Annotated in this window: 16 protein-coding genes; 11 read left to right on the forward strand and 5 right to left on the reverse strand. The window is 59.0% G+C overall.

The features are described 5' to 3' along the window. Positions 1-100 precede the first annotated feature (100 nt). The 4 genes from eno to GOX66_RS03335 all read left to right on the forward strand — a co-directional run bounded on the left by eno (position 101) and on the right by GOX66_RS03335 (position 3,484). Positions 101-1,378 carry a phosphopyruvate hydratase gene (gene eno / locus GOX66_RS03320; protein ID WP_170759575.1) on the forward strand — a complete coding sequence of 426 codons (1,278 nt, stop codon included), beginning with the start codon at positions 101-103 and terminating at the stop codon, positions 1,376-1,378. Positions 1,379-1,590: 212 nt separating this feature from the next. Continuing rightward, positions 1,591-2,490 carry a formylglycine-generating enzyme family protein gene (locus tag GOX66_RS03325; protein ID WP_170759577.1) on the forward strand — a complete coding sequence of 300 codons (900 nt, stop codon included), beginning with the start codon at positions 1,591-1,593 and terminating at the stop codon, positions 2,488-2,490. A gap of 137 nt (positions 2,491-2,627) precedes the next feature. Continuing rightward, positions 2,628-3,164 carry a GNAT family N-acetyltransferase gene (locus GOX66_RS03330; RefSeq protein WP_237212486.1) on the forward strand — a complete coding sequence of 179 codons (537 nt, stop codon included), beginning with the start codon at positions 2,628-2,630 and terminating at the stop codon, positions 3,162-3,164. Between the two features lie 152 nt (positions 3,165-3,316). Beyond that, the gene (locus GOX66_RS03335; RefSeq protein ID WP_170759581.1) at positions 3,317-3,484 is read left to right on the forward strand and encodes a hypothetical protein; all 168 of its coding nucleotides are present in this window, start codon (positions 3,317-3,319) and stop codon (positions 3,482-3,484) included. A 51-nt stretch (positions 3,485-3,535) separates the two neighbouring features. Here GOX66_RS03335 and GOX66_RS03340 read toward each other — a convergent pair whose 3' ends face one another. The 3 genes from GOX66_RS03340 to mazG form a co-directional block, all read right to left on the reverse strand. Then, positions 3,536-3,985, reverse strand: a complete 450-nt coding sequence (locus GOX66_RS03340) for a GNAT family N-acetyltransferase (RefSeq protein WP_170759583.1) — start codon at positions 3,983-3,985, stop codon at positions 3,536-3,538. After that, positions 3,982-4,923 (reverse strand): nucleoside hydrolase, encoded by a 942-nt coding sequence (locus tag GOX66_RS03345; protein WP_170759585.1) that lies wholly within the window; start codon positions 4,921-4,923, stop codon positions 3,982-3,984. Before GOX66_RS03345 ends, GOX66_RS03340 begins: the two co-directional genes overlap by 4 nt. Before the next feature lie 63 nt (positions 4,924-4,986). Then, on the reverse strand, positions 4,987-5,844 hold the full coding sequence (gene mazG / locus GOX66_RS03350) for a nucleoside triphosphate pyrophosphohydrolase (RefSeq protein ID WP_170759587.1): 858 nt from the start codon (positions 5,842-5,844) through the stop codon (positions 4,987-4,989). A gap of 66 nt (positions 5,845-5,910) precedes the next feature. On the opposite strand from mazG, the gene GOX66_RS03355 reads away from it, so the two are divergent. The 4 genes from GOX66_RS03355 to GOX66_RS03370 all read left to right on the forward strand — a co-directional run bounded on the left by GOX66_RS03355 (position 5,911) and on the right by GOX66_RS03370 (position 9,540). Beyond that, positions 5,911-7,074, forward strand: coding sequence for a M20 aminoacylase family protein (locus tag GOX66_RS03355; protein ID WP_170759588.1), 1,164 nt, complete (start codon positions 5,911-5,913; stop codon positions 7,072-7,074). A 12-nt stretch (positions 7,075-7,086) separates the two neighbouring features. Next, positions 7,087-8,055 (forward strand): agmatinase, encoded by a 969-nt coding sequence (gene speB, locus GOX66_RS03360; RefSeq protein ID WP_170759590.1) that lies wholly within the window; start codon positions 7,087-7,089, stop codon positions 8,053-8,055. A gap of 63 nt (positions 8,056-8,118) precedes the next feature. Continuing rightward, complete coding sequence (speB, locus tag GOX66_RS03365; protein ID WP_170759592.1) at positions 8,119-9,066, forward strand: agmatinase; 948 nt, start codon at positions 8,119-8,121, stop codon at positions 9,064-9,066. Positions 9,067-9,105: 39 nt separating this feature from the next. Further along, on the forward strand, positions 9,106-9,540 hold the full coding sequence (locus GOX66_RS03370; RefSeq protein ID WP_237212487.1) for a DUF1499 domain-containing protein: 435 nt from the start codon (positions 9,106-9,108) through the stop codon (positions 9,538-9,540). Here GOX66_RS03370 and GOX66_RS03375 read toward each other — a convergent pair. Further along, positions 9,481-9,768, reverse strand: a complete 288-nt coding sequence (locus GOX66_RS03375; RefSeq protein WP_170759594.1) for a hypothetical protein — start codon at positions 9,766-9,768, stop codon at positions 9,481-9,483. The two genes, GOX66_RS03370 and GOX66_RS03375, sit on opposite strands and share 60 nt — an antisense overlap. Before the next feature lie 63 nt (positions 9,769-9,831). Between GOX66_RS03375 and prfA the strand changes: the two genes are divergently transcribed. From prfA to GOX66_RS03390, 3 genes are all read left to right on the forward strand, one after another. After that, complete coding sequence (gene prfA, locus GOX66_RS03380; protein WP_170760097.1) at positions 9,832-10,887, forward strand: peptide chain release factor 1; 1,056 nt, start codon at positions 9,832-9,834, stop codon at positions 10,885-10,887. Then, a complete protein-coding gene (prmC, locus tag GOX66_RS03385) occupies positions 10,884-11,729 on the forward strand; it encodes a peptide chain release factor N(5)-glutamine methyltransferase (RefSeq protein ID WP_170759596.1) in 846 nt (281 codons plus the stop codon). Before prfA ends, prmC begins: the two co-directional genes overlap by 4 nt. Positions 11,730-11,968: 239 nt before the next feature. Next, the gene (locus GOX66_RS03390; protein ID WP_170759598.1) at positions 11,969-12,556 is read left to right on the forward strand and encodes a DUF4167 domain-containing protein; all 588 of its coding nucleotides are present in this window, start codon (positions 11,969-11,971) and stop codon (positions 12,554-12,556) included. Positions 12,557-12,616: 60 nt separating this feature from the next. Here the strand turns inward: GOX66_RS03390 and rsmA are convergent, their stop codons facing one another. Continuing rightward, a complete protein-coding gene (gene rsmA, locus GOX66_RS03395; protein ID WP_170759600.1) occupies positions 12,617-13,459 on the reverse strand; it encodes a 16S rRNA (adenine(1518)-N(6)/adenine(1519)-N(6))-dimethyltransferase RsmA in 843 nt (280 codons plus the stop codon). Between the last annotated feature and the right edge of the window lie 28 nt (positions 13,460-13,487).

Below are 13,487 nucleotides of genomic sequence, written 5' to 3' on the forward strand. Positions count from 1 at the left end.
GGCCAGATAATAGACGTGTTAGCGATAACGGTACCGGTTTACTTTTTGCCCGGTGGTGTTATGACGCATGCAACTGATTGCAGCCACAGGGACGGGCCTCATGAGCACCATCATAGACATCCACGCACGTGAAATTCTGGACAGCCGGGGCAACCCGACGGTCGAAGTCGACGTGATTCTGGAAGACGGCACAATGGGCCGTGCCGCTGTTCCTTCGGGTGCGTCGACCGGTGCATATGAGGCGGTGGAAAAGCGCGACGGTGACAAGTCGCGCTATATGGGCAAGGGCGTGCTTGAAGCGGTAGCAGCCGTGAACGGTGAAATCGCCGAAGAACTGGTTGGCTTTGACGCGACCGAGCAGGTGGCCATCGACGAGGCCATGATCGAACTTGACGGAACCGAGAACAAGGGCCGTCTGGGCGCGAACGCCATTCTGGGTGTGTCGCTGGCAACTGCGAAAGCGGCGGCGGATTTCACCACGCAGCCGCTGTTCCGCTACGTGGGCGGCACTTCGGCTCGTGTTCTTCCGGTGCCGATGATGAACATCATCAACGGCGGCGAGCACGCTGACAACCCGATCGACATTCAGGAATTCATGATCATGCCGACCTCGGCCGCGAATATCCGCGAAGCCGTGCGCATGGGTTCGGAAGTGTTCCACACGCTGAAAAAAGAACTGTCGGCGGCAGGTCTGGCCACCGGTGTCGGCGATGAGGGCGGTTTTGCCCCGAACATTGCCTCGACCCGCCAAGCGCTGGATTTCATCCTGAAATCCATTGAAAAGGCAGGCTACAAGCCGGGTGAGGAAATCCATCTGGCGCTCGATTGTGCGGCGACCGAATACTTCAAAGATGGCAAATACGTTCTGGCGGGCGAGGGCAAGACCCTGACGTCCGAGGAGAATGCTGCCTATCTGGCGGCGCTGGTCAACGATTACCCGATCATCTCGATCGAAGACGGGATGTCCGAAGATGACTGGGACGGTTGGAAAGCCCTGACCGACGCCATCGGCAAAGAAGTGCAACTGGTGGGCGATGACCTGTTCGTGACCAACCCCGAGCGTCTGGCCGAAGGCATCGAACGCGGCTGCGCCAACTCGATGCTGGTCAAGGTGAACCAGATTGGCTCGCTGACCGAGACCCTGCGCGCCGTCGATATGGCGCATCGCGCGCGCTATACCAACGTCATGTCGCACCGCTCGGGCGAGACCGAGGACGCCACCATTGCCGATCTGGCCGTGGCGACCAATTGCGGTCAAATTAAAACCGGCTCGCTGGCACGGTCGGACCGGTTGGCCAAGTATAACCAACTGATCCGCATCGAGGAATCGCTGGGCGAAGTTGCAGAATATGCAGGCGCGTCGATCCTGAAGCGTTAATCATTGTCGCGTCGATTGTTTTGGACCGGCCCCTGTCAAAAGGGCCGGTCTTTTTTTGGGTCCGTGACCGTTCCCTGATTCCCTTAGGTGGAATACCCGCTTAAGTTGCGAATAGATTTAGGCGCCAAGGACATTTCCAGTTGTTCACTAAACACTTTATCCTCTTCGGCTTGCTCCAAGTCCTGATGACGTCCGCGAGGGCGGAGTACAGGTTGGGGGACGGCACTGTCGTAGCTCCGTTGGACGTTTTTCAGGAATGTAATGTCTGCCCCGAGATGATTGTCCTGCCGCTTGGTGAGTTCATCATGGGCGGGCCACCGGGAGAATCGCGGCTTAATGTCCATTATGAACTGGGCAATATCCGCCCGGTTACCCCTGATGATCCTTACATCGCCATTCATGAAGGTCCTTTGCACCCAGTCAAAATCGACATACCAGTCGCGATGGGCCGGAATGAAGTGACCTATGATCAGTGGATGGCCTGCGTCAATGATGGTGGTTGCGGCGGTCACGTGCCTCAGGATTACATTCTGATGCCACGTGGGCCGCGTGAAAAAATTGTGGGTAACCATCCTGTAACGGACGTGTCATTTCTGGATGCCGTTTCCTACACGGGCTGGCTCAACAGCAAAATCGGTTCCGATGTCTATCGTTTGCCGACCGAAGCCGAGTGGGAATATGCCGCCCGCGCCGGAACCCAGACTCCCTTTGCGCAAGGCGAGGAAGTCACGACCGATCAGGTTAACTTTCTGGGCAGCGCGACAGAGATCATGCTGGACGAAAAACGCCCAAACCTCGTTACGCGCGGCAAGCCGGTTCCGGTGGACGAGTTGGATGCAGCCAATGGCTGGGGGTTGCGACACATGTCAGGTAATGTCATTGAGCGGACGCTGTCCTGCTGGACCGAGACTTACGAAAGCTGGCAAAGTTCCAGCCTGTATCTCGAAAAAGCACTTCTGCCTGGGTGCGAATTCAGAGTCACACGCGGCGGCGGATATTTCACTGCGATGGACTACGCGCGCGTGGCCGTGCGGGGGAGCGGCAAAGAAGATGTTGGCTCAACAGTTTCAGGATTCCGCGTTTTGCGAGAATTGAGGCACGGTTCGCGGTAGCAAACATCTGTAATGTCACGGCCCGGCTGACCAGACCGTGTTGCGCGGCCACGGAAGGCCGTGGATGCCCGATCTTTCGAAACTGACTCGCGCGGTGCTAAGATGATCCTTGGTTTTCATCCGAGGATTTCGCCTTGTTGAGTATTATTGAACCCAAAACGCAGGACCACTTTGATGCGGTTCGGCGTTTGTGTTGGGAGTATCGCGATTTTTTACTGGCGCTTGATCCAAAGTCGCAGAGTATTGTCCGATTGCTGTATTCACGCGACAAATACAAGCGTTTGATGGATGCGATCGAAGTTGAGCATCGTCCACCGAATGGTGGTGTTCGGCTGGCATTGAAGAACGATCTGCCTGTCGGGTGCGGCATGTTTCATACGCTTGAACCGGGCATAGCCGAAATCAAGCGGGTGTTTGTGAACGAGACCGCGCGCGGAACGGGTGCGGGTTATGCGATCATGCAATCGCTGATTGAGGCATGTCGCACGCAAGGGTTTGAGTTTATCCGCATGGACACAGGCAAACCTTTGGAGGCGGCGGCCCGGTTGTACCTTTCGATGGGGTTCAACTTGCGGGACGCGTATGCTGAAATACCAGAGATCGCCCACGGCCATCTGCTGTTTTTCGAGATGCCATTGCGCCTTGAAGGCGCCAATTGGCCGAAAAAAAATTGAAGTAAGGTCCGGGCGTTTTCATCTGAAATCGTTGGGGAAAATGCCAGTGAGACAATTTTCACCTACATAAATTCACTTATGTGTGAACTTTTACCTATTTGTAGCGCGCGGGTGTCTCGTATTCTGACAACAGGACAGAAAAGGAGAATACCATGAATGGTTCAAAATTCCTTCTCGTTGCGTCAGTAATCAGCACTGTATTTCTGGCGGCCTGCGCGGGGCCAGGCACTTACCCGATTACCGGAGAGCCGGTAACCGCCAATGACCCGGTTCGGAATATGGACTCGCCCACTTACATGTACCGCGGTGAAGCGCGGTAAGGTTTTCCTTTAGGGGGGTGCGGGCGATAGCGCCCGTGAACAAGTTCGCAATCAGAGCTTTTTGCTCATCAACATGTACCGGTCGCGCTGCTTGAAGCCGGTGCGCAGGTATAACCTTTGCGTGGCTTCGTGACTGCGGTCGACCTCAAGATGCAGGGCGGTCAATCCTGCTTCGGCAAGAGCTTTCGGCAGGTCCAGCAAGACCTCGGTGGCGATGCCGCGGCCGCGCACGGCGGGACGGATGTAGATTTCGTCGATAAAACCGTCCATGCCGCCGAATTCAACAGACCATCCGAATGTCAGGATGACATAGCCCAACGGAGCGCGACCAGGGCCTATCAGGTAGACGCATCCATGGGGGATACCTTCCAGTAACGGCAGTAATGCATCGCGGCGTTGGTCGGCGTCCTGCACTATGCCTCCTTCGGCATGAAAGGCCGTAACCAGACCCATCAGACGGTCCAGATCTTCGGGGCGGGCGAGTCTCAGCGCGGCACTCATAGCCGGGCCAGCCGTTCGGTGAGCAGGGCAAAGAACCCGTCGGCGTCCACCTCGCCGATGAACATCGCATTGGGAGGGTGGTCTGTGACGCACCACCAGTCGGCGACGGTCATCCCCATGGTCAGTTCAGATTGGGTTTCAACCTGAACGTTGATGTGCCGACCCGAGAACAGTTCGGGACGGATCAGATAGGCGGTTACGCAGGGATCGTGCAGAGGCGCGCCCTCGGAGCCGTATTTCTCTTTGTCGAACCGTTCGAAGAAATCCGTCATCTCGGCGACGGCGTGACCAACTTTGGAATCGAGTGCGCGGAAGGCGTCATTGCGTTGTTTCGTGACCAGTGCATCATGGGTCACGTCCAGCGGCATGACTACAATATGAACGCCGGATTTAAAAACGATATCAGCTGCTTCGGGATCGACGTAAATGTTGAATTCGGCGGTCGGGGTGATGTTTCCGACCTCAAAATACGCGCCCCCCATCAGAATGATCTCCTGTACGCGGTCGACGATGTCAGGGGCTTTCTGGAATGCGGTGGCGATGTTGGTCAGCGGCCCCAGTGCGCAAAACGTTATGGTGCCCGGCTCATACCCGCGCAGTGTGTCGATGATGAAATCCACCGCATGCCCTTCAGCCAGAGGCATTTCGGGATCGGGCAGCACGGGGCCGTCCAACCCCGTCTTTCCATGCACGTGTTCCGCAGTGACCAGAGGGCGGTTCAAAGGGCGGTCGCACCCGGCATAGACAGGGATATGTGTGTGCCCGGCCAGTTCGCAAACAATGCGCGCGTTCTTGGATGTCAGTTCCAGCGGTACGTTTCCGGCAACGGCGGTAATGCCCAGAACATCGATCTCTTCGGGGCTGGCCAGGGCCAGCAGGATGGCGACGGCGTCGTCCTGTCCTGGGTCGGTGTCAATGATGATCTTGCGCGGTGCCATGCTTTGCCTCCGGGGTCTTGAAGCGCGGACACTCGCAAGTGTACCCCCGCTTGTCCAGCGGTTTCAGGCTGAGGTCGTAGCATCCACAGGCGGGAGTTTGCCGTTGGCGCGATGCTCATCGGTTTTGACCTCGTCCCAAAGCGCGTCCATTTCCTGCAAATCGCTTTCAGACGGGGTTTTGCCGCGCGCGGCCAGACGTTCCTCGACCTGTTCAAAGCGGCGGGTGAACTTGGCGTTGGTGCGACGTAGCGCCGCCTCGGGCTCGATACCCAGATGGCGACCAAGGTTGACCATCACAAACAGCAGATCGCCAAATTCGTCCTCGAGCGCGTTCGCGTCCTTGCTGTCGCGGGCCTCTTCCAGCTCGGCGGCCTCTTCGGTGATCTTGGCCAGCACGTGGCTGGCATCGGGCCAATCGAATCCCACGCGGGCGGCGCGTTTCTGCAGCTTGTGGGCGCGCAACAGGGCGGGCAGGTTGGCGGCGACACCGTCCAACGCGCCTTTTTGTTCCTTGCCAACACGTTCAGCCGCCTTGATGGTTTCCCAATCCACCGTCTGTTGTTCGGCGGATTTATCGCGGGATTCGTCGCCGAACACATGCGGGTGACGGTCGACCATCTTGTCCGACATGGTGCGTACCACGTCCTGAAAGGTGAAATGCCCGGCCTCCTGCGCCATTTGCGCATGGAAGACGGATTGGAACAGCAGGTCACCCAACTCTCCTTGCAGCTCATCATAAGCCTCGCGCTCGATGGCGTCGGCGACCTCATAGGCCTCTTCGATCGTGTAAGGGGCGATGGTGGCGAAATCCTGTTCGATGTCCCACGGGCAGCCCGATTCCGGGTCACGCAGGCGGCGCATGATTTCCAGCAGGCGCTCGATACCCGCATCGCTGTCATGGATCAGAGGATTTTCGGCCATTGCGAACCCTTTCGTTCCGGTGTCAGATGCATCCATCCCGCAGTCAGGATCAGGAGTCCACCCCAGATGCCCGTCGTCAACCGAATTGCCGATTTCGCCGCCGACATGACCGCATGGCGTCAGCACTTGCACACGATCCCCGAGTTGCAGTTCGAATGCCATGAAACCGCGGCCTTTGTGGCGGACCGGCTGCGAGAGTTCGGAGTGGACGAACTGCATGAAGGCATTGCCAAGACCGGCATAGTGGCAATCATCAACGGGCAGGGGGAAGGGCCAACCATTGGTCTGCGCGCCGACATGGACGCGCTACCTATCCCCGAGGAGACGGAGGTGGAGTATACCTCAAAGAACCCCGGAAAAATGCATGCCTGTGGTCATGACGGGCATACGACCATGCTGCTGGGCGCAGCGCGATATCTGGCCGAGACACGGAACTTCCGGGGACGCGTAGCGCTGATCTTTCAGCCCGCCGAAGAAGAAGGTGGCGGCGCGGGCGTGATGGTCGAAGAAGGGATTATGGACCGGTTCGATATCTCTCAGGTCTATGCGCTGCACAACGCGCCGGGTTTTGCCGAGGGATCGTTCTACACGACGCCGGGGCCAATCATGGCCGCCGTGGACACGTTCGAGGTGCATATTCAAGGCGTTGGCGGGCATGGTGCCATGCCCCATGAAACCCGCGATCCTGTGATGGCTGCGTGCGGTATCGCGCAGGCGATCCAGACCATAGTCAGCCGAAATCACTACGCGCTGGATGATCTTGTGGTCTCGGTCACGCAAATCCACACCGGGACGGTAAACAACGTGATCCCGGACACAGCCTACATCAACGGCACCGTTCGGGCATTTGACCCGAATGTGCAGAAGATGGTGATCGAGCGGATGGAGCAGATCGTGCAGGGGCAGGCGACCTCGTATGGGGTTGAGGCGCGGTTGGATTATGAAAAGAACTATCCCGCTACGATCAATGACGCTGAAAAGGCCGGTTTCGCCGCAGACGTCGCGCGCGACATTTCGGGTGTTGAACGGGTGGTCGACAATACCGGGCGCGAAATGGGGGCCGAGGATTTTTCCTACATGCTGCAATCACGCCCCGGCGCCTACCTGTTTCTGGGGCAGGGTGAGGGCGCCGGGCTGCACCATCCGAAATACAATTTCAACGACGAGATCGCGCCCATCGGGGCGTCGTTTTTCGCACGGATTGTCGAAAAGGCGCAGCCGCTGAGCTGATGGGGGGAAGACATGGCACTGGAAGACGCAAAAAATCAGGTGGACGAGGCGTTCACCAATCCGGACCTCAAAGGTCTGTCCTATGAGAACACATTCGGCGGGGCGACCTCGTTCCTGCGGCGGCTCTACACCAAGGACCTGACCGGAGTGGACATCGCTGTGACCGGTGTACCCTTCGATCAGGCGGTGACTAACCGCCCCGGCACCCGCCTTGGTCCTCGCGCGATCCGTGAGGCCAGCGCATTGCAATCACCCGATGCGCCCTATGGCTGGCCATTTGACGCGCTCAGCGAACTGGCGATCGTGGACTACGGAGATATGGCCTATGACTATGCCAATATCCCGGCTTTTCCTGACACGCTGACCGACCATATCCGCACAATTCTGGCGGGGGATGCGGCGTCTGTGGCCTTGGGCGGGGACCACTACATCAGTTTCCCGATCCTCAAGGCCTATGCCGAGAAGTACGGGCCGATGTCGCTACTGCAATTCGATGCGCACACCGACACATGGGCCGATGACGACATGTCTCGGGTCGATCACGGGACGATGTTCTACAAGGCGGTGAAGTCGGGGATCGTGGATCCGAAACGATCCGTTCAGGTGGGCATTCGCACGACGAACGAAGACACATTGGGCGTCAATATCATCGACGCACGTGAAGTATACGAATCCGGCCCCGCCGCCGTGGCGCAGAAGATCAAGGGCATTCTGGGTGATAGCCCGGTCTATCTGAGTTTTGACATCGACGGTCTGGACCCGGCCTTCGCGCCCGGCACCGGGACTCCCGTGTGGGGTGGTCTGACCTCAATCCAGACCCAGATCATCCTGCGAGATATTGCCGGGATCAACATCAAGGGTGGCGATGTGGTCGAGGTGTCTCCGCCCTTTGATACGTCCGGGGCAACGGCGATTGCGGGTGCGCATGTGGCGACGCAGATCATTTGTCTGCTGGGCTGGAACAAGCTGACCCCGGCTTAACCTTTGGTTAGTCATACTTCCGGTATTTGCTTGTCTAAGTGGCCGGACGGGAGAAACACAGGCATGACAGACTTCAACCAACCGATCAGCGGCAACGATCTGGCGCGGTTTTCGGGACCGAACACGTTCATGCGGCTGCCGCAGGCGGATACGTTGGCCGGGCTGGACGTGGCCGTGCTGGGCATTCCGATGGATATCGGCACCTCGTGGCGGTCAGGCACGCGGTTCGGACCCAAGCAGATCCGCAGCGAAAGCGCGATGATCCGGCCTTATAACATGGCGAACTCGGCGGCCCCGTTTGACAGCCTGCAGATTGCGGATATCGGTGACCTGGCGATCAATACGTTCTCTCTGGCAGACAGTCTGAAGATCATCAAAGAAAGCTACGATGCCATTCTGGCGCAGGGTGTGACGCCGATGGCGATGGGGGGCGATCACTCGATTACCCTCCCAATCCTGCGGGCAATTGCCGCCAAGCACGGGCCGGTTGCTTTGGTGCATGTGGATGCCCATGCGGACGTGAATGACGAGATGTTTGGCGAGCGTGAAACCCACGGCACTGTCTTCCGTCGTGCCTACGAAGAAGGGCTGATCGTCCCGGATAAGACCTTCCAGATCGGCATTCGCGGGTCCGGCTACGCCGCCAGCGATTTCACCGAGGCCAAAGACTGGGGTTTCCGCCAGTTCCCGGCGTGGGAGTTGTGGCAGCAGAACCTGACCGAGATCGGATCGCAGATTCGAAAAACGGTCGGGGATCATCCTGTGTACATCTCATACGATATCGACAGTCTCGACCCGTCCTTTGCCCCGGGCACCGGTACGCCTGAAATTGGCGGTTTGACGACTCCGCAGGCGCTGCAATTGATCCACTCGCTTGGGGGGATGAACGTGGTGGGCTGCGATCTGGTCGAAGTCTCTCCGCCCTATGACACCTCGGGTAACACGGCGCTGACTGCGGCAAACCTGTTGTTCGAGATGCTGTGTATCCTTCCCGGCGTGACTTCACGGTAACGGGCGGGTTGCAACCTTGTCGGACCAGATGATCGGAATATGGTTTCCCGAAAGGACGGGATCGGGATGAAGAAAACTGTGCTCTGGCTGATAGTTGGTGTGGTCGTGCTACTGGGGACCTATATTCGACTGGCACCCTCTGATCCTGCGCGGTGGCATGTGGTTCCGATAGGTGAGGTGGAACAGGAATTGAAAGGCGGGGTCATCCGCGTGGTTGAAACCGGCCCGGACGGTCTGGCGCGTCTGGCAGCCGTCGCGCGTGAAACGCCAAGGACCAAAGTGCTGGCCGGATCGGTGGATGACGGGATGGTGACTTACATCACGCGCACCAAAGTTTTCGGTTTCCCCGACTACACGACGGTGCAGCAGGATGGGGACACGCTGCGCATATATGGCCGTCTGCGGTTCGGCCGTTCAGATTTTGGGGTGAATCGAAACCGAGTTGATGGGTGGTTGGCTTTGTTGCAACCTTGACGACAGGCAGCCTTCCTGTACCTCACGCCACATTGGCACATTCAGGGACATCTGGCATTGGGCCATGAACATTCGGCCATCGACCTGCAGGCAGATCATCTCGCCCAGTTCCACGCGGGTGCCGGATTTGTCGGTGCAATAGCAGTCCTGTACCTTGCCTCCGGGGCCGACCACATCGGCCATTGCGGGCGTTGCACACAGCAATAAAACAAGAACCATCCGTTTCATGCGCGGCAGCTTAGCACAGGGACAGCCCTTGACCAAAGCCCCGGATTGATAGACACCGCCCAGATGATCCCCGAAGAACGCCTTGAACAGATTACTCAGCGATTCCAGTACCTCGAAGCCGCCATGGCCGATGGCGCCTCGGGTGGGGATATTGCGGCCTTGGCCAAGGAGTATTCCGATCTCAAGCCCGTAGTCGATCAGATCATGGCGTGGCGGCAGTTGGTGGCCGATCTGGCCGAGGCCGAAGCGATGCTGGCCGATCCGGACATGAAGGAATTGGCCGAGGAAGAAATCCCCGGCTTACAAGCTCGCATTCCTGAAGCCGAACATGCGCTGCAACTTGCGCTGCTGCCCCGCGACAAAGCTGATGCGCGCCCGGCAATGCTGGAAATCCGACCCGGTACCGGAGGAGATGAGGCAGCGCTGTTCGCGGGCGACCTGCTGCGGATGTATCAACGCTATGCCGAGGCGCGTGGCTGGCAGTTCGAGATTATTGAAGAGCAGGCCTCGGATCTGGGAGGGATCAAAGAGGTTGTGGCCCATATCAAGGGCGACAATGTTTTTGCGCGAATGAAGTACGAATCCGGCGTCCACCGAGTGCAGCGTGTGCCTGAAACTGAGAGCGGTGGGCGAATTCACACCTCGGCGGCCACAGTGGCGGTTCTGCCCGAGGCTGAGGACGTGGACATTCATATCGAGCCAAATGACATCCGCATCGACACCATGCGCAGTTCAGGTGCGGGCGGGCAGCATGTGAATACCACCGATTCGGCGGTGCGGATCACGCACCTGCCAAGCGGCATCGTCGTGACCAGCTCGGAAAAATCGCAGCACCGCAACCGTGAAATCGCGATGCAGGTGCTGAAAACGCGACTCTACGATCTGGAACGCCAGCGAATCGACAGCGAACGCTCGGCCGACCGGGCCAGCCAGGTGGGGTCGGGGGACCGGTCCGAGCGGATCAGGACTTACAACTTCCCGCAGGGGCGAATGACGGATCATCGCATCAATCTGACACTCTACAAGCTGGACCAGGTGATGCAGGGCGATCTGGACGAGGTGATCGACGCGCTGACCGCTGATGATCAGGCGCGCCTGTTGGCCGAGATGGCACAATGATCGCGGCCCTGACAGCAGCACAGGCAATGGTCGCCGCAACAGCACGTCTGAGGGCGGCCGGCGTGCCCGACCCGGCGCGGGATGCGCGGGTTCTTCTGGCCCATGCCGCACGGATCGAGGCCAGCCGAGTCACTCTGATCGCACCTGAGGAACTGTCGCCCGAGATCGCCGAACGGTACGACCAGCTGGTTTCTCTGCGGGCCATCCGTGTGCCGGTATCGCACCTGTTGGGCGAGCGCGAGTTTTACGGACGCCGATTCCGCGTCAGCCGCGACGTTCTGGACCCGCGCCCCGAGACCGAAGCGTTGATCGAGGCTGCCCTGAGCGAGCCGTTTGACCATGTGCTGGATCTGGGAGTGGGGTCAGGCTGCATCCTGATCACGTTGCTCGCCGAGCGGTCCAGCGCCTCGGGCGTGGGTGTTGACCTGAGCGAAGCTGCCTGTCTGCAAGCCAGTGCAAATGCGGTGCAGCATCAGGTGCAGGAGCGTGTTGAGATTCAACAGTCGAATTGGTTTGAAAACATTGAGGGGCACTTTGATCTCATTGTTTCGAATCCACCCTATATTTCGCTGGCGGAAATGGACGAACTGTCCCCCGAAGTGCGCGAGCATGAACCGCGCATGGCCCTGACGGATGAAGGCGATGGTCTTGGGGCCTATCGCCACATTGCGGCCTCGGTACCTGATTTCCTGATGCCGGGTGGGCGCATTCTGGTAGAGATAGGCCCGACACAAGGGAAAAGCGTCGCTGCGCTGTTCCAGGCCGCGGGTTTGGCCGAAACCCGGATCATCCCCGATCTGGACGGTCGGGACCGTGTCGTTGTCGCCAGATTGCCGCAGTAACGGGGTGTACTGAGGCTGAATTATGCCGATTGATGTAAAAAAGCTGCGATTTTTTGGACAAACCTCTTGTCTGTACGCGCAGGACATGTTTACTCAGAGTTAGTCGGAGAGGTTGACGCTGTTTCAGCGGGCCCCTGACGCCAAGCCCAAAAAGTCGACATCGCGTCACAGCAAAAGCTTTTGAGCAGTGCGAGACGCGGGGTGATCGACATCGAATGACAAGGCTGACGTAAAGTAAGATGAGATCTTCCAAATCCCGCTCGCGGGCCAAGAACAACCGCAATCGTCCTTCTGGGGGCAACGTTGTAAACCGGGTTTTTGACAGCTCGGGACCAGAAGGCAAAGTGCGTGGCACGCCCCAGCAGATCATTGACAAGTACAACCAGCTGGCGCGTGACGCCCAGTTGTCGAATGACCGCGTGGCAGCTGAGAACTTTCAACAGCACGCGGAACATTACCTGCGCATGTTGAGCGAAGCGCAGCGCGAGATCGAAGCGCGCCGCGAAGAGCAGGAGCGCCAGAACCGCGAACGCCAGGCCGAGCGGGATCGCGAACGCGCCGAACGGCAGGAACGCGAAGCTGCCCGCCAGGCCGATCCGGCAGAGGCACCGCAGCCTGATGTCATGGATTTCGGGGCCGAGGCTGCTACGCCTGAAACCGGTCTGGTCGAGACCCCGGAAAGTAAGGACGAAGCTCCGGCTGCTGAAGCACCTGAGAAAAAGGAAAAGCCAGCGCGCCGTCCGCGTACGCGCAAGCCCAAACCTGCGCCTGCGGCTGCCGAGGACGCACCTAAAACTGATGGTGATGCACCGGAAGCGGCTGAGTAAGCATTTGCACCAACATTACGGAAGCCCCGAGGTTCGCCTCGGGGCTTTTCTTATTTGGGCTCAGCTTTTTCGAATCTCGCGCGCCAATGCACAGAACGCCTCCAAGGGGACCTGCTCAGCGCGTTCGGTGGGCTGGATACCGGCGGCGAGCAAGCGATCCTCGATATCCGGGGCGACGCCTTTCAGCGAAGCGCGTAGCATCTTACGACGCTGGTTGAAGGCGGCGGCCACTACGCGCGACAGGGTCGCTGCGTCGGCAGGAAAGCGGGGCTCGGGCAGGGCAGTCAGATGGACCACAGCGCTGGAGACTTTGGGTGGCGGGGTGAAGGCGCCGGGGGGAAGGGACATGGCAATACATGCCTCGGCTCGCCATTGAGCGAGGATAGCCAGACGACCATAAGTCTTGCTGCCGGGCTGGGCGACGATCCGCTCGGCCACTTCACGCTGGAACATCAGGGTCAGACTTTGCCAGAAGGGCGGCCATTCGGGCGGTGTCAGCCAGCGAACCAGCAGTTCGGTGCCGACGTTGTAAGGTAAGTTCGCTGCGATGCGTATCGGCGGCTTCAGATGCGCCAGCGGGTCGATTTCCAGCGCATCGCCGTTGATCACCTCGAGGCGACCGGGATAGGTGGCGGCGATGTCATTCAACGCGGCGATGCAGCGGGTGTCCTTTTCGACTGCCACAACCTTACGCGCACCTTCCGACAGCAAGCCTCGTGTCAGGCCACCAGGGCCGGGGCCGATTTCTAGCACATCACATTCCGTCAGGTCTCCGGCCTGGCGGGCAATCTTGGCTGTCAGGTTCAGATCCAGCAGGAAGTTCTGACCCAGCGACTTGCGGGCCGAGAGCTGGTGTGCCGCGATGACCTCGCGCAGAGGGGGAAGATTGTCGATTGCGCTCATGATCCGTTTACCGTGGCGCGAGACCGGG

This window comes from Ruegeria lacuscaerulensis, assembly GCF_013031245.1.
Classification (GTDB): domain Bacteria; phylum Pseudomonadota; class Alphaproteobacteria; order Rhodobacterales; family Rhodobacteraceae; genus Ruegeria; species Ruegeria lacuscaerulensis_C.